Here is a 19949-nt window from a genome sequence, read left to right on the forward strand (position 1 = left end):
GCCTAACGGAGCATGGGCGTGCGCCCCCGGTCGGCGGACCGGGGGCGCACCCCTAGGGCGGTGTGTCGGTGGGCGGGCGTCAGCGGCCGCGGACGACGGCCGTCGGCGCGCTCGTCCGCGTCGCCGTGGCATAGCCCGTCCGGGTTCCGGTCGCGCGCACGGTCACTCGCTCGCCGCGGTGGACCGCGCGCAGGGTGAATCGCTTGCCGGCGCCCGCCCTCCGCCCGTCGACGAACCACGTGAGGCGGAGCCTCGTCCCCCGCGTCCACTCGCCCGCGTCGGCACGGAGGACGCCTCCGACCACCGGCCGGCCGGTGACCCGTGGCCGGTCGGCCTCGAGGCGGCCCGCACGCACGTCGCGCCGCGCCGTGGCCGACGCCGTGGTCGGCGTCAGCCCGGGCGCCGCGCCGGTGACCGCGACGCTGATCCGTGCGCCGCGGTGCCGTGCCCGCAGCACGAGGGTCTGCCCCGCCTGCCCGGTGATCGGGTCGCCGTCCGCCAGCCAGGCGTACGACAGCACGGTCCCGGGTGCCCACGTGCCGGGCTCGGCCCGCAGCGTCTCGCCGACCCGCACCCTGCCCGCGACCGACGGCGTCCCGGCGACGACGGCGCCCGGCGTCGGCGTGGGTGTCGCGGTGGTGGTGGGCGTGGGCGACGTGGTGGGCGACGTGGTGGGAGTCGGCGTCGGCGTCGTGGACTCCCCGGCTGCCGTGAAGGTGTGCACGACGGAGTGGTCGACGGCGCCGTGGGGGTCGGAGGTGCGGACGTACCAGCCGTGCTCGCCCGGCTCGACGGCCCACGCTGCCGACAGCGCGGTGCCGCTGGCGACTCCGGCGAACGACGCGATGGTCTCGGTCGTGAGGATGTCCAGGCTGATCTCGTCGGTCGCGAGCTCCTTGACCCGCGCCGTCATGCCGGAGGCGGCGTAGGGGATCTCGAACTCCTGGTGCACCTGCTCCAGCGACGGGTCGTCGGAGTCGAAGTCGTCGAGCGACGGCGAGTAGGTGCGGACGACGATCCTGCCGCCGGCGTTGTCGAAGTGCAGCAGGCGCAGGTAGCCCAGGCCGCCCTCGGGCAGGCCCTGGTAGTCGAACAGCATCGAGTAGACCGTGCGGTCCGCGACGCCGTCGCCGTCGTCGTCCATCTCGTCGGTGCGGGTGTAGGCGTCGTGGTAGTGCCCCGACCCGACGGCGATCACGTTGGCGTTGGGCCGGACGACCTCGTCCATGATCCGCTGCGGGATCGGGCCGAGCCCGCCGGTGGTGAGCATGAACTCGTGCAGGTTGATGATGACCCTGCGCTCGGGGTGCTCCTCGATCACCCGGTTCATCCAGGCGATCTGCTGGTCCCCCGCCCCCCAGCCCATCGACACGACCATCAGGTCGATGCCGTCGGCGCTGACGAGGTCGTAGTGCCCGCGGTTGTCCTGGTGCGAGCCGCCGTACCAGGGGTTGGCGGCGTAGCGCTGCTCACCGAACCACCGGCCGTAGGCGCCGTAGTCGTTGCGGTGGTGGCCGACGTCGTGGTTGCCCGCGAGCACCCCGTAGGGGATCCGCGCCTCGTCGAGGTCGCGGTAGGCGACGTCGGCGCGCTGCCACTGGGCCGGCTGGTCCCAGTCGTTGACGATGTCGCCGGTGTGCATGAGGTACTGCAGGTCGAGGTTCGAGCGCTGCGCCACGAGGAAGTCGTGGATGGCGCGCTGGTGGCGGTAGAAGTCCGGGTTCTGGTTGTAGTACTGCGTGTCGGACTCCCAGGCGACGGTGAAGTCGTACTGGTCGCGGGGTGTGACGCCCTTGCCGGAGTACGGCGGCACCTGGCTGCCGCGGGTGCTCTGGCCCGGGGTCGTGAAGCCCTGGGAGTGCTGCACCAGGACGGTGATCCTCCTGTCCTCCACGTGGTCCTTCGCCGGCACCAGCGCGTCGAGGTCGAAGTCGGTGGGGGCACCACCGGTGGTGAGGTGCTCGTCGACCTCCACCCACGCGTCGGCGGTCACGTCGAGGACGTGCAGTCCCACGCGCGCCTCGGCGTTGGCCGACCCCGACCAGTGGACCCGGGCGGTGAAGTCGCCGCCGGCGCCCTCGGGCACCTCGAGGGTGAAGAGCTGGTAGGGGAACAGGCTCTCGGAGGTGGTGCTGGCGGTGAGGCCGTCGTCGGTCGCGACCGCCTCCAGCTCCTCGGCGGTGAGCAGCACGGCGCCCTCGCGCGGGACCCGTCCGGCGTCGTACGCCGTCCCGGCGCTCGCCGTGACGGCCTCGTCACCGGGCTCGAAGTGGAATCCGCGCCGCAGCTCGACGTCGAGGACGTCGCCCTCGGGGTCGCTCGGGGTGGCCTCGAGGGCCACCTCACCGGACGGCACCTCGGCACCGTCGGCGGGTGTGTCCAGCGATGCCGACGGCTGCTCCTCGGGCGTGGTGAAGGTGATCTCCCGGGTGCGGCTGTTGCCCAGCGCGTCGACGGCGGTCAGCACCAGCCGGTGCTCACCCGCCTCGAGGTCCACCGAGGAGGTGCGGTGCGGCAGGGTGACCTCCTCGCCGTCGAGGGTCGCGGTCAGTGCCTCGACCCCGGAACCGGCGTCGGTGGCCTGCGCGTCGACGTCGAACGAGCCTCGCATCTTGGCGCCCGGCTCGATCGACGAGGTGATCTGCGGCGCCGTGTTGTCGACGACGAGCGTGCGGGTCGCCGACTGCCCGCCGGCGGTCGCGGTGACGGCGTGCTGCCCGTCGGCGACGGCGGTCGTGTCCCACTGGTGCAGCAGTGAGTCGAAGGCGTCGTCGGGGACCTCGAAGGTCGCCAGGAAGTAGACGAGGCTGGCGTCGGCGAAGCCGATGCGGGCGTCGGGGGCGGGGCAGGCGCGGGTCGTCGGCTCCTGGCCCTCGGCGGCGCTCGCACACGTGACGGGGCGCAGCACCCGGCCGTCGGGCAGGGCGAGGCGGGGGTCGATGGCGGCGAAGTCGTCGTTGTTCTCGTTGGGGTCAGGCTGGGGCCACGCCTTGGTGCCCGCGTAGATCCCGAGCGTGACGCGCTGGCCGCGCACCACCTTCTCCAGCGGCACGGCGGCCGACACGGTCTCGGTCCGCTCGTAGAAGCCCTCGTCGAAGACGGTGAGCACCTCGTCGCCGATCTTCACGCCGTTGCGGAAGAACGCGTCGGTGCTGGTGGCCTCGAAGGCGAAGCGCGGCGAGGCCTCGAGCGACGGCACGGCGGCGCCGACCTGCTGGCCGTCGACCGCCAGGGTGAGGCCGGTGGGGTCGCCGTCGGTGGTCGCCGTGAGGGGGCTGGTGCCGCGGACGAAGTCGCCGTCGGCGTGGTTGAGCCGGACGGGCGGCCGCGGTCCCCCGGTGAGGTCGATGCGCACCGGGCCGAGGGTCGTGGTGTGGGTGCCGTCCGACACCTCGAGGGTGTAGTCCACCCACTGCTTGCCGTAGAGGTCGACCGCCGGGACGGTGTAGACGAAGCGGTCGGGCGACTCGAAGCGCAGCGACCGGGTGACCGGGTCACCGACGTCCGTGGTGAGGGTCAGCTCCGCGGTGCGGACCTGGTGGTCGTCGAGGACGTCGAAGCCGAGGGTGAGGTCCTCGGTCTCCGGCAGCAGCGGGCCGCCGGTGAGGTCGTCGATCGTGGGCGCGGTGTCGGCGGTCGGGGTGCGCACGAGCCCGGCGGGCACCTGACGCGGGTGCGTGTAGCCCGGCGTGGGCACGGCGAGCGCGGTCATCGTCTGCACCGTGCCGTTCCTCGGCTCCGGCACCCACAGGTGGTCCGGCGACGGCGCGGGGTTCCAGGCGTACTGGATGGCGGTGGTCGGCGTCGTCTGCGCGTCGGTGAAGTAGTAGGTCGTGCTCACGTCGAGGCCGGTGTTGGTCATCACCTGGATGCCGCGCAGGCCCCCGTTGGCCATGCCCGCGGACCGTACGTCGACGAGGTCCTCGCCGGCGGTCAGGTCCGCGCCGAACGCGGCGTTGAAGTCGGCGGCGGTGAGCGCGTCGTTGGCGCCGTTGCGGACCCAGAGCACCAGCGTCTGGCCCGGGTCGATGACCGCGTCGCGCGGCACCGCGGGCCACAGCGCCTGGTTGGTGGTGACCGCGTTGGCGTCGATGTAGAGGTAGTTGAGGGTGAAGTCGCGGAAGCTCACCGGGGCGTCGGAGGCGTTGTAGACCTCGACGAACTCGTAGGCGTCGCCGCCGTTGGCGTTCGCGGTGTCGGGGGCCACCTCGGTGACCTGGAGGATCGGCGCCGCGAGGTCGGGGTCGGTGGGCGGCGCCGGGGGTTGGGTCGGCACGCCCGGGTCGGTCGGCGGGTCGGTGGGCGGGTCGGTGGGGGTGGGCGCGCCCAGCTGCTCGTCGCGCACGGCGCCCGGGTTGGGCGCCTGCTGCGTGGCGAGCACGCGGTGGACCGCGGTGCCGTCGGTGGGGGCGACGTACTCCACCGTCTTGTCGACGGCCTTGTCGGTGGCGGTCCAGCTGACCTGCGCCACGTCGGTGGTCGTGCCGGCGTCGGTGCGCCGGATCCACAGGGTGCTGCCGCTGTTGTTGAGCCCGTTCTGGCCGGAGAGGACGGCGAGGTCGTACGAGCCGGTCCAGCCAAGGCCGGCGTAGAAGGTGCGGAAGTCCTGCTCGGTGAGGGCCGCGGTGCCCGAGTGCCCGCTGTTGCGCGGCCACAGCACGAGCGTGCCGTTGGCGGGGACGGTCGTCGCCGGGTCGTGCGTGAGCGTCCTTTGGGTCGACCCGCTGAGGTAGACGACCGAGTAGCCGGCGTCGGCCAGGTTGATCGCGGCGTCGGTGGTGTTGCGCACCTCGACGAACTCGAACGCGTCGACCGACGTCCCGTCGGCGGCCGGTCGGTTGCTCGAGTCGACGTTGATCTCGGTCACCACGAGCGCCGGTCGCCCGGCCGCGGCGTGGGCGGGCAGCGCGGTGACGGCGAGCGCGCCCGCGGCGAGGGCGAGGGAGGTGGCGAGCGGGGTGGCGAGGCACTGGAAGGAGGTCAGGAGCGACCTGGCAGACGGCATGGGCGTCACCCCACAGGGAGGCGGTGAATCAATGCGGTACGCCGGGTGAACGCGGCGGCTCGGCCAATTGTCGGGACGGTCGCACGGCAGGTCCCGCGCGGGCCCGGCCGGCGCTTCCTCGTGTGTCGGGCCGCCGCGCGAGCGTCGTACAGTGACCGGGTGAGCGAGCCCACCGCACCCCCCGCAGACCCCGCCGTCGACGTCACCGTCGAGACGACCCCCGAGGGCGCCGAGCAGCCCCGGACGGAGTCGCACGACCCGGCCGTGCCCGCGGCCTACGCCGCCTTCATGCGCGAGGGATGGGGCGACCGGACCCTCGAGGTCCCGCGGCACCCCGTCGCCGAGCGCGCCGCCGAGCGCCGCGCCAGGTTGTCCGAGGCGTTCCCCGACGACCGGCTGGTCCTGCCCGCCGGGACCTACAAGGTGCGCTCCAACGACACCGACTACCGGTTCCGCCCGGACACCGCGCACACCTACTTCTCCGGCAACCAGACCTCCGACGCGGTGCTGGTGATCGAGGACGGCCAGTCGGTGCTCTACGCCCGGCCGCGCTCCGAGCGGGACACCGACGAGTTCTTCCGCGACCGGCAGTACGGCGAGCTGTGGGCGGGCCGCCGCCCGTCGGCGCAGGAGATCTCCGACTCGCTCGGCATCGAGGTGCGCCACGTCAAGGACCTGCCGTCCTTCGACGACGACCGCAAGGTCCGCGACCTGACCACGGACGAGGACCTGGCCCGCGTCGCCGACGAGCTGCGCCTGGTCAAGGACGAGTGGGAGGTCGGCGAGCTGCAGGAGGCGTGCGACATCACCGCGCTGGGCTTCGAGGACTCGGTCCGCGACTGGGACCGCGTGCTCGAGTTCGGCGAGCGGTGGATCGAGGGCACCTTCTTCCGCCGCGCCCGCGCGATGGGCAACGACATCGGCTACGACTCGATCTGCGCCGGCGGATCACACGCCACGACGCTGCACTGGATCGACAACACGGGCTCCATCGAGCCCGGGAAGCTGGTGCTGCTCGACATGGGCGTCGAGGGCCACAACCTCTACACCGCCGACGTCACGCGCACGATCCCGGTCGACGGCACCTTCACCCCGCTCCAGCGCGAGCTCTACGACCTGGTGCAGCAGGCGCAGCAGGCCGGCATCGACGCCGTACGACCGGGCGTGCCGTTCCTGGCGGCGCACCACGCCGCGATGGACGTGCTCGCCCACGGCCTCGAGGGCATGGGCCTGCTGCCGGTGTCCGCCGAGGAGGCCCTCGACCCGGAGTCGAAGGTCTATGCGCGCTGGACGCTGCACGGCACCTCGCACATGCTCGGCATGGACGTCCACGACTGCGGCCGCTCCTCGGCCGACATCTACCCCAAGGGCGACCTCGCCGAGGGCATGGTGCTCACCGTCGAGCCGGGCCTCTACTTCCAGGAGGACGACCTGCTGGTGCCCGAGGAGCTGCGCGGCATCGGCATCCGCATCGAGGACGACATCCTCGTGACCGCCGACGGCAACCGGAACCTGTCGGCCTCGCTCCCCCGCACGTCCGCCGACGTCGAGGAGTGGATGGGCCGGCTCCGCGGCTAGTGGACTGCCACCACTACGACGCGTTCCGCTGCCGCTCCTGCACGCTGCTCGAGCTGCCGCGGGCACGTCAGCTCTCCGACAAGGAGCTGCACGCGCGGTCCCTGGTCGACGCACCGGTCTGGCTGCCGACCGTGGCGGGGCCGGAGGCGGGCTTCCGCAACAAGGCCAAGATGGCGGTCGGTGGCAGCGTCGAGGTCCCGACCCTCGGGATCCTGGACCGCGACCTCCGGGGCGTCGACCTGCGTGACTGCGGCCTGCACTCGGCGGGCCTGACGTCGGCCCTCGACCGCATCGCCGCGTGGATCGCGGCCGCCGGCCTCACGCCGTACGACGTCGCGACCCGCACCGGCGAGCTCAAGCACGTCCTGCTGACCGAGTCGCCCGACGGCGAGCTCATGCTGCGGCTGGTGCTGCGCTCGACCGCCCTCGAGGCGCGGATCCGCTCCCGCCTGCCCGCGCTGCTGGAGGCGGTGCCCGCGTTGCGCGTGGTGACGATCAACGTGCAGCCCGAGCACAAGGCGGTGCTCGAGGGCGAGCGGGAGGTCGTCCTCACCGGGGAGGCGACGCTGCCGATGCGGCTGGCCACGGGAGTGACGCTGCGGCTCGGACCGCGCTCCTTCTTCCAGACCAACACCCCGGTCGCCGAGGCGCTCTACGAACAGGCGCGCGCATGGGTGGACGGACTGCCGGGCGTGCGCACGGTGTGGGACCTCTACTGCGGTGTCGGCGGCTTCGCGCTGCACCTGGCATCGCCGGGGCGTGAGGTGCTCGGCGTCGAGGTGTCGGCCGACGCCGTCGCCGCCGCCACCGCGACGGCGGCCGAGCTGGACGTGGCCGCCGAGTTCGTCGCCGCCGATGCGACGGCGTACGCGCTGGCCTCGCGCACCTCCCCCGACCTCGTGGTCGTCAACCCGCCGCGGCGGGGCATCGGCACCGACCTGGCCGGCTGGCTCGAGGGCTCGGCGACGCGCCACGTCGTCTACTCGTCGTGCAACGCCGAGTCGCTCGTCCGCGACCTGGCGCTCATGCCCTCGCTGCGCCCGGTCGAGGCGCGGGTGCTGGACATGTTCCCGCACACCGGCCACTACGAGGTGCTCGTGCTGCTGGAGCGCTGACGCGCCGGGTCTTGCGCCTCAGATCTCGCGCCACCCGGTGGCCGTGTCGTGCCCGTGAGCGGCCATCAGGCTGAGGCCGCCGTCGACGGTGTAGGAGGACCCGGTGACGTACGCCGACCGCGGCGAGGCGAGGAAGCCGATGACCGAGGCCACCTCGGCGACGTGCCCCGGGCGTCCGACCGGGTTGCCCGGCCGCTCCTGGTGGTAGGCCTCGGACTCGTCCTGGCCGGTCATCGGGGTCGAGATCTCGCCCGGCGCCACTGCGTTGACGGTGATGCCGTGCTCGGCGAGCTCCAGGGCCAGCACCTTGGTGAACATGCCCAGCCCGGCCTTGGCGGAGCAGTAGGCGGCGGCACCCAGTCGCGGCAGGTGCTCGTGCACGCTGGTGACGTTGATGATCCGGCCGCCGTCGCCCTGCTGCACCATCCGTCGGGCCGCGTGCTGCGAGCAGAGGAAGGGTCCGTCGAGGTCGGTGGCCAGGACCCGGCGCCAGGTGTCGAGGTCCAGGTCGAGCACCCGGTCGGAGTGGCCGGTCCCGGCGACGTTGACCAGCACGCCGAGGCCGCCCAGCTGGCCGGCCAGCCGGTCGACGACCGCGCCGGCGTCCGGGGAGGAGGCGTCGAACGGCTCGACGAAGCTGCGCTGCCCGCGCCGCTCGACCTCCACGGCGGTCCTCCGGATGCCCTCCTCGTCGCTGTGGAAGGTCAGCCCGACGTCGAAGCCCTCGCTCGCCAGCAGGGTCGCCGTCGCCTGGCCGATGCCCGAGTCGCTGCCGGTGACGATGGCCAGCCGGGGGTGGTGGTTGCTCATGCCGGTGGCGTACCCGCTGGGCGCGCGCGCATGCGGACGTCGTGCGCCCGTCAGCCCCCGCACGGGCACCCGAGGACGTGCTCGGCACCCTGGAGGTCGGCGGACCCGCTGTGATGCGACGCACGGAATCCGGTGCTGGGGGGTCAGGTTGTGCCTGACGTGCGAGCCGCCACGACCGCACCGACGAGCGTCGGAGACCTTCTGACGCAGCGTCGCGCCGTCGACCTCGCCCGCACCGAGAGCGCGCTCTGTCGCCTCCGACGCACCGCCTGATCCCTCGGTCCGTCCCGGGTCCTCCCCGGGTCCTCCCCGATCCGCTTGCGTCCCCGGCACCCGCTCGTCGCGGTGCCGTTGCGAAAGGTTATTTTTCCAGTATGAATACTTCTGTTAAGGAGCAGGCGAAGCCCACCCGCTTCAAGCTCCCCTCGTTCGGCGTGCAGGTCCTGATCGGACTCGTGCTCGGCGTGGTCCTCGGCCTGGTCGCCCGCAGCATGGGCGCCGACGGCGTCGACGCCACCGGCGAGGTCGACCCCAACTGGCTCACCGAGACCCTGAGCACCGTCGGCGGCACGTTCGTCACGCTGCTGCGCGCGGTCGTCCCACCGCTGGTGTTCCTCGCGATCGTCGCCTCCATCGCCAACCTGCGCGACGTCACCGGTGCCGCCCGGCTGGCGTGGAAGACCCTTGCCTGGTTCGCCATCACGGCCCTGATCGCGGTGTCCATCGGCATCACGCTCGGCCTGGTCCTGCAGCCCGGCGACCACACCAGCGTGACCTCCGACGCGGCCACCGCGCCCGGCACGACGGGCTCGTGGCTGGACTTCCTCACGGGTCTCGTCCCGGCCAACGTGCTCGGCCTCGAGGGCTCCGCCGCCGAGGACGGCAGCGTGTCGATGTCCTTCAACGTGCTGCAGATCCTCGTCGTCGCGATCGCCATCGGCATCGCCACGCTCAAGGTCGGCGAGGCTGCCGAGCCGTTCCTCGGCTTCGTCCGCTCGGCGCTCGCCGTCGTGCAGAAGGTGCTGTGGTGGATCATCCTGCTGGCCCCGATCGCCACGATTGGCCTGCTCGGCAACGCCGTGGCCAGCTACGGCTGGGACGCGCTCGGCTCGCTCGGCACCTTCACGATCGCCATCTACGCCGGCCTGCTGATCGTCCTCCTGGGCGTCTACCCCGCCCTGCTCCGCCTGAACGGCCTCTCGGTGAAGCAGTTCTTCTCCGGCGCCTGGCCCGCGATCTCGCTGGCCTTCGTGTCCCGCTCGTCGGTCGGCACCATGCCGGTCACCGAGTCCGTGACCGAGCGCAACCTCGGCGTCCCGCGGGCGTACGCCTCCTTCGCGGTGCCCCTCGGCGCCACCACCAAGATGGACGGCTGCGCCTCGATCTACCCCGCGATCTCGGCGATCTTCGTCGCGCAGTTCTTCGGCCTCGACCTGTCGGTCACCGACTACCTGCTGATCGCGTTCGTCTCGGTCATCGGCTCGGCGGCCACGGCCGGCGTCACCGGCGCGACCGTGATGCTGACGCTGACCCTGTCGACGCTCGGCCTGCCGCTCGAGGGCGTCGGCCTCCTGCTCGCGATCGACCCGATCCTCGACATGGGCCGCACCGCCGTCAACGTCGCCGGCCAGGCGCTCGTGCCGACCATCGTGGCCAAGCGCGAGGGCATCATCGACCAGGCGGTGTACGACGCCCCGCGCGCCCGCACGGCCTGGCGCGAGGAGACCACCGTCGACCCCGACCCGGTGCCCGTCTCGGCCTGAGGTCGGACGCAGGACGTGTGACGATCCGGTTGTCCCGGCGACCGGATCGTCACACGTCCTCGGCGAACCCCAGCACCGCCTCGGCGAAGGCCTCCGGCTGGTCGAGGTTCGCCAGGTGCGAGGCCGCCGGGACCGTGGCCACCCGGGCGTCCGGCAGCACGCGCAGGACGCTGCGGACCCCCAGCCGGAACTGGTCCCACTGCCCGTTGAGCACCAGCACCGGGCACGCCAGCCCCCGCAGCATCGCGGGGTGGCACTCGTCCATGACGGCACGCCACGCGGCCGGGGTCGGCGTGAAGTAGTAGCCGTCGGCGATCACCGGCTCGATGAGCTCCGCAGGATAGAGCCGGCGCAGGACGCGGTTGTTGACCCGCGTCATCCGCTCCGGGCCGATCCGCTCCGTGAGCGCCGCGACGCCGCGGTAGACCGCAGCACCCGGGCCCGTGGGCGTCGCGCTGCACCCGGCGAGCACCAGGCCGTCGAGTCGAGGGCCGCGCTCGGCGGCGTACGCCATGGCGACGAAGCCGCCCAGGGAGTGCCCGACGAGGACGACCGGCGCACCCGCCGGCGCTGCGTCGACCGCCTCGTCGATCACCTCGACGCACCGCGCGAGCGTGAACGCCTCGTCGACCAGGCGGCCGTGGCCGGGCAGGTCGACCAGGCCCACGGTCGCCCTGCCCGCGAGGAGCGGGAGCTGCGGGGAGCCACTGCGAGCTGGCGAGGCGGGAGCCGTGGACGAGGACCAGGTGCGGACGCACGGGTCGAGGATGCCACCTCCCGACGCCTCCGCGGCGGCTGGGATACTGACGCCGCCAGCCCCCGTAGCTCAGCTGGATAGAGCGGCGGCCTTCTAATCCGCGGGTCACAGGTTCGAATCCTGTCGGGGGCGCCATGCTGACCTGTGCACGACCTTGCGCAAAACGGGGACTGGTCCAGACCAGATGACCTAGCGTGGGCGAGCCGGAACCGGACGCACCGCTCCTCGACGAGTCGTCGCCGCCACGGCCTGATACCGCGCCACCGGGCCGGTGCCCCCGACAGGAGAAGAAGCTCATGAAGCGCATCGCATGTCCCACCGCAGCCCTGGCCCTGGCAGCCGTCGCCCTGGTCGGCACCGCCGGCCCCAGCGCTGCCACCGCCCAGCACTGCGACGACCGCACCAGCGCGGACAAGGTGGAGCTCGACCACCAGACCACCAGCGTCTACGTCGGTGCCCACGCGACGGTCTGCTACAAGGCCGGGACGCGTGTCATGACGACGACCGTCGGTGAGGACGGGATCCTCACGTCGACGCTCCTCAACGGCAAGGGCGCCCCGAAGGGGATCAGCTACTACGTCGTCGTGCCTGACTTCCCGACGTCCCCCGAGTGAGTCTCCGGGTCGGCCCGGCTCCCAGGAGTCGGGCCGTCCACGGCTCGTGAGCCCTGACGAGCCGGCCTCGAGCGCACGTCTCGTCCGCGGTCACGGGTTCGGATCCCGTCGGGGGCGTCACGCCCCCCGCGGGACGACCTGGGACCGGACGCGGATCTTGGCCCACGACGACGCGCCGCCGCGGCCCATCGCCCGGACCTTGCAGACGGTCGCGGTGCCACGGACGACGGCCGCGGTCGTGCTGACGACGGCCGTCCTGCGGCCGCACCGGGCGGCGTACTGCTCGGCTCCGGCGACCGACCGCCAGCTGACCCGGATGGTGCGACCGTGGCGGATCGCCCTGACCTTGCGCGGGGCGGCCGGAGCGGCCGGCACAGCGGCCGGCACGGGCTCGGGAGTGCCCGTCGTGGCAGGCGCCGGGGCGAGCACGGGCGCCGGCTGTGTGGTCGGCGGCATCGGGCCGGGTGCGGGGACCGGCGTCGGGGCGGGCGTCGGGGCGGGCGTCGGGCTGGGGGTCGGCGTGGGCTCCGTCGTGGGCGTGGGCGTCGGCTCGGGCGTCGGCTCGGGCTCGGGCGTCGGCTCCGGCTCCGGCTCGGGCGTCGTTCCGGCCAGCACCGCGTCGGCGATCCGGCGGGCCAGGAGCGCGTGTCCGGTGTCCGAGGGATGCAGACCGTCGGCGTCGTGGATCAGGTCGCGGGGGTCCGCGCCGTGGTGGTCGGCCGACTCGTACTCCTCGGAGACGTCGACCACGGCCACGTTGTCCCGGGCCGCGGCGACCCGGTCCAGGGCCTCGCCGTAGGTCCGCCACGTCGCGGCGGTGACGTCCGGGCGTCGGTAGGTGTGGACGAGCAGGTGGCTCATGGGCCGGCTGGTGGAGGCGTCGAGGCGGTCGATCTTCTCGCCGATGTTGGTCTCGTACTCGTCGACGGGCACGGCGAACGGCTCGTAGGTCACCGAGTCGTTGGACCCGACCATGTGGACGACGAGCGACGGGCGCTCCCACAGGATCCAGGGCCGGTTGACGTCGCCGACGTAGTTCTCGCTGGTGGAGCCACCGGGCGCCGAGACGTAGCCGTGCACGCCGGGCGAGGTGTTCCTGGCGGGGTAGGAGCCGGCGACGTGGGTGACGGGCTCCGGGTCGCCGCGCAGCTCGGCGATCACGAGGTCGGTGTAGCGCTTGTCCGGCGTGCTGGCCCCGACGCCGTAGGTGGTCGATGAGCCCAGCCAGACGACGTTCGCCTGTGCGGTCCCGGCCGAGTCGTACGCGGCGTGCCACGCGGCGAGGGGGTCGGCAAGGGGGTCTGGGAGGGGGTCGGCGACGGACTGCGCGCCGGCGGGCGCGGGAACGACGGCCACCAACGCGGCAGCGACGAGCGTGACCAGCTTGTTCATGTTCCCCCGAAGACGTCGTGCCGATCGTAAGTGGTGGACGGCCGCGCCGGGCACCTTCCCCGGAACCCGCGACCCCGGCGCCACGCCCGCTCCCCGGTGCGCCGACACGCCCGCCAGCCTCCCCGACCGGGACGCCCGGTCACGTCAGGATGTGGCCAGGCCCCGCCACGTATGAGGTAGCGGGGCCGAATGCTTTCCCGGACCCGGCCCACCGGTCGACAGCACGCAGAGCAGCGGCACGATCCCGGAGGATCGTGCCGCTGTCACTGCGTTGGTAGGGCCTCACCACGAGTCCTGGGGGGATCCGTCCAAGGGCGGGAGCTCGATGAACGGGTGTGGTGAGGGCCCCGCGGAACGCGGCCGCTCACCACCCTCAGCGGCGGCACCCACGCAGGTGTTACGGGTTGGGAGAAAAAAGTTCCCGGCGCAGGTGGTCGTCGATCTCCCCCGTGATCCGGGCCTTCACGTCCGCGGGGGCGAACGACGCGTCGACCGCCGCGCGCGCCAGCGCCGCGACGCCCGACTCGTCGAGGTCGAGCAGCCCGGCCGCGACCTCGTAGTCGTGGTTGAGCGTGGTGGCGAACATCGGCGGGTCGTCGGAGTTGATGGTCACGGTGACGCCCGCGTCGACGAACGAGCGCAACGGGTGGTCCTCGATCCGGTCCACCGCCCCCGTGGCGACGTTGGAGGTCGGGCACACCTCGAGCACGATCCCCGAGCCCGCCAGGTGGGCGAGCAGCTCGGGGTCCTGGGCGGCCGAGCAGCCGTGCCCGATGCGCTCGGCGCCGAGCAGGCGTACGGACTCCCAGATCGTCTCCGGCCCCGTGGTCTCGCCGGCGTGCGGCACCGAGTGCAGGCCGGCTGCGCGAGCCCGCTCGAAGTGCTCACGGAACTGCGCCCGCGGTACGCCGATCTCCGGCCCGCCGAGGCCGAAGCCCACGAGAGCGTCGGTGCGGTGCTCGAGGGCGTACTCGAGGGTGGCGTCGGCGGCCGGGATGCCGAGCTCGCCGGGGATGTCGTAGATCCAGCGCAGCACCAGACCGAAGTCGCGCTCGGCCGCGACGCGCGCGTCCTCGATCGCCTCGGTGTAGGCGTCGATGGGGATGCCGCGCAGCACGGACGTGTACGGCGTGCAGGTCAGCTCGGCGTAGCGCAGCTGCTGGCCCTCGGCCATCTCGCGCGCGACCTCGTAGGTCAGCGTCCGCACGTCCTCGGGGGTGCGGACCAGGTCGACGACAGCGAGGTAGACCTCGATGAAGTGCGCGAAGTCGCGGAAGGTGAAGAACCGCTCGAGCCCCTCCAGGTCGGAGGGCACGCCCGCCTCGGGGTGGCGCGCCGCGAGCTCGGAGACGATCCGCGGCGACGCCGACCCGACGTGGTGGACGTGCAGCTCGGCCTTCGGGAGGCCGGTGATGAAGTCGTGGAGGCTCACGACCGGCAGTGTCCCAGCAGCCGGGTCAGCCGGCCGACCCGACCATCGCGTTCGCGATGTCGTCGAGGGTCTGGCCCTCGACCCGCTCGCCGTCGATCAGCACCGTCGGCGTGGAGTCGACGTCCGCGTCCGACGCGGCGTCACCCGCCGCGTCGACCCAGCCCTCGAACGCCATGTCCTCGATGCCCGGGCGCACCTCGTCCTCGGTGGCGCCGGCCTCGACGGCCCACTCGACCAGCTGGTCGTCGTCCGGGAACGGGCCGCTCTCCTCGGGCTGGTTGTCGAAGAGGAGGTCGTGGAACTCCTTGGCGACCTCGGGTCCGGACGCGTCGAGCACGACGGCGAAGGCGTTGGCCGCCTGGGGCGAGTAGTCGCTGATCCGGCTCAGGAACGGCAGCGGGCGGTACTCGACCTTCACCTCGCCGGCCTCGACCTGCTGGTCGAGCTGGTCGCCGACGGTCTGCTCGAGCTGGCCGCAGAAGGGGCAGAGGAAGTCCTCGTAGATGACGATCGACTTGGGGGCGTCGGCCTCGCCGACGACCAGCCCGTAGTCGTCGCTCGCACCCGCGGGCGGGGTGTCGGGCTCGTCCGAGCCGAGGTTCGTGACGAGGAACCAGCCGCCGACGAGCAGCACGATGACGCCGGCGATCACGCCGAAGCGGGTGAGCTGCTCCTTGCGCCTGGCGGCCTTGCGACGCTCCTCGGCCTGCGCGCGGGCCCGCTCGGTGCGGGCCTGGCGCTGCTCGCGCCTGGCCTGCGCTGCCGCCTTGTCCTGGGCGGACTTCTGCGAGCTCTTCTTCTGCGCCATCGAGGCTTTCCTCCAGGATTCGGTGGTGGTAGGCCCGGACAGCGTATGAGGCGAGCCTGAGTCGAGGCTGAGAGCGCCGCAGGGTGGGCGGCGCGTCATGGGTAGGGTCTGTCCGGTGAGCGACAGACTGGTGTGGATCGACTGCGAGATGACCGGCCTCGACCTCGGGGCCGACGCGCTGATCGAGGTGGCGGCGCTCGTGACCGACTTCGAGCTCAACGTGCTCGGCGAGGGCCTCGACGTCATCATCAAGCCCACCGCCGAGGCGCTGGACCAGATGGTCGAGTTCGTGCGCAGCATGCACGAGAAGTCGGGCCTGCTCGACGAGCTCGCCGGCGGTACGACGCTCGCGGACGCTGAGGAGCAGGTGCTCGCCTACATCAAGGAGCACTGCCCCGACGGCAGCCGCCCCCCGCTCGCCGGCAACACCGTCGCGACCGACCGGGCCTTCCTCGCCCGCGACATGCCGGCCCTCGAGTCGTTCCTGCACTACCGGATCGTTGACGTCTCCTCGATCAAGGAGCTGTCGCGCCGGTGGTACCCCCGGGCCTACTTCGCGGCCCCGACCAAGCGCGGCAACCACCGCGCGCTGGCCGACATCCAGGAGAGCATCGAGGAGCTGCGCTACTACCGCGAGGCCGTCTTCGTGCCGCAGCCCGGGCCCGACAGCACCCAGGCGCGCCAGATCGCCGCGCGGCACGGCGGCCAGCTGACCGGGCTCGGTCCCGCGGCGGCCGCTCCCGACACCGGGGCCGATTCCGACGCCGGGGCCGATTCCGGTTCTGCGGACTGATTGCCCTACACTTCTCGACGTCTTCGCGCTCGCGCGGAGAGCATGGTGGGTATAGCTCAGCTGGTAGAGCGCCGCCTTGTGGTGGCGGATGTCGCGGGTTCAAGTCCCGTTACTCACCCCAGACGTGATCGAGCCCCTGGCCTCCGGGCCAGGGGCTCGAGCCGTCCCCGGCCGTCGGCAGCCCGGCTCGGCGCTGGGGTCGCGGTCGTCGCCGGCGCCGTACGGCTGGTGCGCTCGGACGCCGACCGCTGAGCACGCGCAGCGGTCGGGACGCACATGACCCCCTCGGCTGTGGGCACTGGACACCTCCCGAGCGGAGGAGAAGTTCGATGGCAGACCAGCGCCTGGTGGCCGACCTGGTGGTCGAGCGCCTGCTCGCGTGGGGCGTGCACCGCGCCTTCGGCTACTCCGGCGACGGCATCAACGGCTTGATGGGAGCGCTGCGGCGAGCGGGCGGCGACCCGGAGTTCGTGCAGGCCCGGCACGAGGAGAACGCCGCCCTGATGGCGGTCGGCCACGCCAAGTACACGGGTGAGGTGGGCGTCATGACGAGCACCCAGGGTCCCGGCGCGGTGCACCTGCTCAACGGGCTCTACGACGCCAAGCTCGACCACCAGCCGGTCGTCGCGATCGTCGGTCAGCAGCCGACGACCGCCCTCGGGGCGGAGTACCAGCAGGAGATCGACCTCAGCGCCCTCTTCAAGGACGTGGCGGCGCAGTACGTCCAGGCCGTCCTCGCCCCGGAGCAGGCCGCCATGGTCGTGGACCGCGCCTTCCGCACCGCGCTGGCCACCCGGTCCCCCTGCGTGGTCATCCTCCCGCACGACGTGCAGGTCTCCCCCGCCCCGGACGAGCTGCCGCACGAGCACGGGGTGGTGCCGACCGTCCCGCAGTGGCGCCCGCCGCGCGTCGTACCAGCCGACGAGGACCTCGAGGCCGCCGCCGCGGTCCTCAACGGCGGCGAGCGGGTGGCCCTGCTCGTCGGGCAGGGCGCCCGCGGCGCCGGCGAGCACGTGCGGGCCGTCGCCGACCGGCTCGGCGCCGGTGTGACCACGAGCCTGCTGGGCAAGCCCTGGTGGGACGAGACCCTGCCCACCAGCTGCGGCGTGATGGGCCACCTCGGCACCACCGCGTCGGGCTGGCTCCTCGACAGCTGCGACACCCTTCTGATCGTCGGCAGCAACGACCCGTGGACCGAGTTCTACCCCGCCCCGGGACAGGCCCGTGGGGTGCAGGTCGACCTCGACGGCCGCCACGTCGGCAACCGCTACCCCGTCGAGGTGGGCCTCGTCGGTGACGCGGCCGAGACCCTGACCGCGCTGCTGCCGCTCCTGCGCGAGCGCGAGGGGTCCGACTGGCGCAGCGAGGTGACCGACCGGGTGCGGAGCTGGCACGACCTCGCCCAGGAGCGGGCGGAGGGTCCGGCCGACCCGCTGAGCCCGGAGCGGGTGGTGCGGGCCCTGACCCCCCGGCTCCCGGGCGACGCGCAGGTCAGCGTCGACGTCGGCTCCATCACCTACTGGTACGCCCGGCACCTCACGCTGCCGCCCGGGGTGCCGGCCCACCTGTCCTCGACCCTGGCGTCGATGGGGTCGGCGCTGCCCTACGGCCTCGCGGCCAAGCTCCACGCCCCGGACCGCCCGGTCGTCGCCCTCGCCGGCGACGGCGCCATGCAGATGAACGGCGTCGCCGAGCTCATCACCGTCGCGCACCGCTGGCGGGAGTGGGCGGACCCCCGGTTCGTCGTCCTGGTCCTGCACAACCGCGACCTCGCCGAGGTCACCTGGGAGCAGCGCGAGACCGAGGGCGACCCGCGCTACGACGCCAGCCAGACGCTCCCCGACTTCCCCTACGCGGCGTACGCCGACCTGCTCGGCCTCACCGGCATCCGGGTCGAGCGCCCCGAGGACGTCGACGACGCCTGGGACCGGGCCCTGGCCGCGGACCGGCCGGTCGTGCTGGAGGCGGTGGTGGATCCCGACGTGCCGCTGCTCCCGCCCTTCCCCGGCGGACGCGAGAAGCTCGACAGCTTCCGCCGCGGGCTGGCACAGGAGGACGACGGCGACCACGCCCGTGCCCTGCTCGACGAGCAGGCGCGCCAGGAGGGTGCCGACCCGGACTGAGGGGCGCCGGGCTGGGGCGCGTGCCTCAGCCGCGGCTCTTGCGGGTCTCGCTGCGGTTCGCCTTCTTGATGGCGTCCACCAGCTCGGCCTTCGTCATCCGGGACCGGCCGGTGACGTCGAGCCGCTTGGCCAGGTCCATGAGGTGCGCCTTGGACGCGTTGGCGTCGACGCCCTCGGCGGTCTCGCCACCCTGACGGGCCGCCTTGCCCGTCTTCGCCGACTGCGCGTCGGAGGGGCCCTTCTCGTCCTTGGCCTCCCAGTGGTCGCCGACCTTCTCGAAGGAGTGCTTGAGCGCGGAGAAGGCGGTGCGGTGGGCGCGCTCACCCTCGCCGTACTCCTCCACCGCCGCGTCGTGCGCCTTGATCCAGGTGCGCTGCGCCTTGGCGGACGAGCGCTCGAGGGTCGAGGGCAGCTCCTGCTTGCCGGGCATGGTGACCTCCTCGGGGTCCGTGGCGGGCGTGCCGCCTCCAGATGTACCCACAGCCGAGCGATCCATCAACCCCGGACCGGTCGCCGCCGCGCCGGGATGCGGAGCGGCAGGGTCGGGCCGCCGATCGGGTTGGCCTCGGCCACCACGTCCATCGAGTCGACGATGTTGCGCAGGTTGATGATGAGCGCGCCGTAGATCGCCCACTCCGGGGAGCGCTCGGTGCGACGCAGGTCGTCGCTGAGCGACACCAGGCGGGCGCGGACCGCGAGCATGCCCTCGGGGTCGGCGTCCACGGCCGCCCGGCCGGCGTCGCGCAGCATGCCGATCCACGCCCGGGAGAACTCCTCGCCCCAGGTCTCCCGGTGCGACTGCTGGCTGCCGAGCGTGCGGGCCAGGCTGCGCGTCTCGGCGACGGCCTGCTCCATGCGCCGCAGCAGCCCGTGCCACTGGCGGGGCTCCTTCATCGCCCGGGCCGACCGGCGCGGGTTCATCCGCGCGCTCTCCTGCGCCTGTCGCACCAGCGCCCACGCGTGGTCGAGCTCCTCGTCGATGTCACGCGTGCGGTCGACCCAGCCGTCGACGTCCTCCTGGCCGCACCGGCTGCCCAGCCCGTCGGCCATCTCCACGAGCAGCTCGCCGATGCCCTCGTCGACGCGGTCCAGCGCCTTGGCGGCGGCGTGCCGCCCGAGCGGGGGCCACACCATGACGTTGACGAGGAGCCCCACCGCCACGCCGACGGCCGTGTCGAGCAGCCGGGAGACGAGCAGGGTGTCGTTGTCGAACCCGGTGGTGAGCACCACGAGCCCGGTCGTGGCGATTGTGGTCGCCTCGGCGCCGAGCCACGGCACGGCGCCCAGGAGCAGCGCGACGACGAGGAGCAGCGCGATGGCGCCCGTCGTGAGGCCGAGCACCTCCCCCACCACGGTGGCGAGGAGCACCGCCACGACCGTGGCCGCGACCTGCTGGGTGCCGTTGGACAGGGTCCGGTAGACCGTGGCGTGCACGACGAGCAGCGCGGCCCACGGCGCCAGGAACGGCTGCGGCAGGTCCAGCACGCTCGCCGCCAGCACCCATGCGGCCACGGCGGCGAGCACGGTCTTGCCCAGCTGGAGGAGGTCGTTCCACCAGATCGGGTCGCCGAGCCGGTCGTTGATCCGCTCCCTCAGCCGCTCCTCCCTGCTCGGGCGGAAGGCCTTCCCGGGGCCCTCCTCCGCATCCTCGACGTCCTCCCTCACGTACTCCCTCATCCGATCGACCCTACGGACCGAGGGCCGGCGTCGCAGCCTCGTAGGGAGGGGTCGGGTCCGCGGAAACGGGCGCCCCAGGGTC

14 protein-coding genes and 2 tRNA genes are annotated in these 19949 nt (G+C 73.0%); 8 read left to right on the forward strand and 8 right to left on the reverse strand.

The genetic code is table 11. The features are described 5' to 3' along the window. Positions 1 to 79: 79 nt before the first annotated feature. Positions 80 to 5005, reverse strand: coding sequence for a lamin tail domain-containing protein (locus HN031_RS01275; RefSeq protein ID WP_172265187.1), 4926 nt, complete (start codon positions 5003 to 5005; stop codon positions 80 to 82). A 159-nt stretch (positions 5006 to 5164) separates the two neighbouring features. Between HN031_RS01275 and HN031_RS01280 the strand changes: the two genes are divergently transcribed. Together HN031_RS01280 and rlmC are read left to right on the forward strand one after the other, a co-directional pair. After that, positions 5165 to 6583, forward strand: a complete 1419-nt coding sequence (locus HN031_RS01280) for an aminopeptidase P family protein (protein WP_367650614.1) — start codon at positions 5165 to 5167, stop codon at positions 6581 to 6583. Beyond that, positions 6583 to 7698, forward strand: a complete 1116-nt coding sequence (gene rlmC / locus HN031_RS01285) for a 23S rRNA (uracil(747)-C(5))-methyltransferase RlmC (RefSeq protein WP_172265190.1) — start codon at positions 6583 to 6585, stop codon at positions 7696 to 7698. Before HN031_RS01280 ends, rlmC begins: the two co-directional genes overlap by 1 nt. Positions 7699 to 7716: 18 nt before the next feature. On the opposite strand, the gene HN031_RS01290 is transcribed toward rlmC, so the two are convergent. Then, on the reverse strand, positions 7717 to 8508 hold the full coding sequence (locus HN031_RS01290) for an SDR family oxidoreductase (protein WP_172265193.1): 792 nt from the start codon (positions 8506 to 8508) through the stop codon (positions 7717 to 7719). Between the two features lie 374 nt (positions 8509 to 8882). Between HN031_RS01290 and HN031_RS01295 the strand changes: the two genes are divergently transcribed. Next, entirely contained in the window at positions 8883 to 10271 is a 1389-nt protein-coding gene (locus HN031_RS01295) for a dicarboxylate/amino acid:cation symporter (protein WP_172265196.1), read from the forward strand. A gap of 49 nt (positions 10272 to 10320) precedes the next feature. Here HN031_RS01295 and HN031_RS01300 read toward each other — a convergent pair whose 3' ends face one another. Continuing rightward, the gene (locus tag HN031_RS01300) at positions 10321 to 11073 is read right to left on the reverse strand and encodes an alpha/beta fold hydrolase (protein ID WP_367650619.1); all 753 of its coding nucleotides are present in this window, start codon (positions 11071 to 11073) and stop codon (positions 10321 to 10323) included. 13 nt (positions 11074 to 11086) lie between these two features. On the opposite strand from HN031_RS01300, the gene HN031_RS01305 reads away from it, so the two are divergent. Both HN031_RS01305 and HN031_RS01310 read left to right on the forward strand, forming a co-directional pair. After that, positions 11087 to 11163 (forward strand) — tRNA-Arg (locus HN031_RS01305). 161 nt (positions 11164 to 11324) lie between these two features. After that, positions 11325 to 11642 carry a hypothetical protein gene (locus HN031_RS01310; RefSeq protein ID WP_172265199.1) on the forward strand — a complete coding sequence of 106 codons (318 nt, stop codon included), beginning with the start codon at positions 11325 to 11327 and terminating at the stop codon, positions 11640 to 11642. Positions 11643 to 11759: 117 nt separating this feature from the next. On the opposite strand, the gene HN031_RS01315 is transcribed toward HN031_RS01310, so the two are convergent. The 3 genes from HN031_RS01315 to HN031_RS01325 form a co-directional block, all read right to left on the reverse strand. Next, positions 11760 to 13034, reverse strand: a complete 1275-nt coding sequence (locus HN031_RS01315; protein WP_172265202.1) for an SGNH/GDSL hydrolase family protein — start codon at positions 13032 to 13034, stop codon at positions 11760 to 11762. 397 nt (positions 13035 to 13431) lie between these two features. Then, a complete protein-coding gene (locus HN031_RS01320) occupies positions 13432 to 14466 on the reverse strand; it encodes an adenosine deaminase (RefSeq protein ID WP_367650615.1) in 1035 nt (344 codons plus the stop codon). 25 nt (positions 14467 to 14491) lie between these two features. Next, positions 14492 to 15274: a thioredoxin domain-containing protein gene (locus HN031_RS01325; protein ID WP_172265205.1), complete on the reverse strand. Its 783-nt coding sequence runs from the start codon at positions 15272 to 15274 to the stop codon at positions 14492 to 14494. Positions 15275 to 15389: 115 nt separating this feature from the next. On the opposite strand from HN031_RS01325, the gene orn reads away from it, so the two are divergent. The 3 genes from orn (at position 15390) to HN031_RS01340 (ending at position 18190) form a co-directional block, all read left to right on the forward strand. Beyond that, a complete protein-coding gene (orn, locus tag HN031_RS01330) occupies positions 15390 to 16067 on the forward strand; it encodes an oligoribonuclease (protein ID WP_172265208.1) in 678 nt (225 codons plus the stop codon). Positions 16068 to 16112: 45 nt separating this feature from the next. After that, a tRNA-His gene (locus HN031_RS01335) sits at positions 16113 to 16188 on the forward strand. Between the two features lie 208 nt (positions 16189 to 16396). Continuing rightward, positions 16397 to 18190 carry a thiamine pyrophosphate-requiring protein gene (locus tag HN031_RS01340; RefSeq protein ID WP_172265211.1) on the forward strand — a complete coding sequence of 598 codons (1794 nt, stop codon included), beginning with the start codon at positions 16397 to 16399 and terminating at the stop codon, positions 18188 to 18190. Between the two features lie 25 nt (positions 18191 to 18215). Here the strand turns inward: HN031_RS01340 and HN031_RS01345 are convergent, their stop codons facing one another. Continuing rightward, the gene (locus HN031_RS01345; RefSeq protein WP_172265214.1) at positions 18216 to 18620 is read right to left on the reverse strand and encodes a ChaB family protein; all 405 of its coding nucleotides are present in this window, start codon (positions 18618 to 18620) and stop codon (positions 18216 to 18218) included. Between the two features lie 65 nt (positions 18621 to 18685). Next, positions 18686 to 19867 carry an aromatic acid exporter family protein gene (locus HN031_RS01350; RefSeq protein WP_172265217.1) on the reverse strand — a complete coding sequence of 394 codons (1182 nt, stop codon included), beginning with the start codon at positions 19865 to 19867 and terminating at the stop codon, positions 18686 to 18688. Between the last annotated feature and the right edge of the window lie 82 nt (positions 19868 to 19949).

Origin of the sequence: Nocardioides sp. zg-1308 (assembly GCF_013155375.1) — a bacterium.
GTDB classification, from domain to species: domain Bacteria; phylum Actinomycetota; class Actinomycetes; order Propionibacteriales; family Nocardioidaceae; genus Nocardioides; species Nocardioides renjunii.

Bases quoted from the DNA above. Each gene is read 5' to 3' on its own strand.
- HN031_RS01345 (WP_172265214.1), bottom strand. From the start codon at position 18,620: ATGCCCGGCAAGCAGGAGCTGCCCTCGACCCTCGAGCGCTCGTCCGCC.
- HN031_RS01325 (WP_172265205.1), bottom strand. From the start codon at position 15,274: ATGGCGCAGAAGAAGAGCTCGCAGAAGTCCGCCCAGGACAAGGCGGCA.
- HN031_RS01315 (WP_172265202.1), bottom strand. From the start codon at position 13,034: ATGAACAAGCTGGTCACGCTCGTCGCTGCCGCGTTGGTGGCCGTCGTT.
- HN031_RS01310 (WP_172265199.1), top strand. From the start codon at position 11,325: ATGAAGCGCATCGCATGTCCCACCGCAGCCCTGGCCCTGGCAGCCGTC.
- HN031_RS01340 (WP_172265211.1), top strand. From the start codon at position 16,397: ATGGCAGACCAGCGCCTGGTGGCCGACCTGGTGGTCGAGCGCCTGCTC.
- HN031_RS01290 (WP_172265193.1), bottom strand. From the start codon at position 8,508: ATGAGCAACCACCACCCCCGGCTGGCCATCGTCACCGGCAGCGACTCG.
- HN031_RS01350 (WP_172265217.1), bottom strand. From the start codon at position 19,867: ATGAGGGAGTACGTGAGGGAGGACGTCGAGGATGCGGAGGAGGGCCCC.
- HN031_RS01295 (WP_172265196.1), top strand. From the start codon at position 8,883: ATGAATACTTCTGTTAAGGAGCAGGCGAAGCCCACCCGCTTCAAGCTC.
- HN031_RS01275 (WP_172265187.1), bottom strand. From the start codon at position 5,005: ATGCCGTCTGCCAGGTCGCTCCTGACCTCCTTCCAGTGCCTCGCCACC.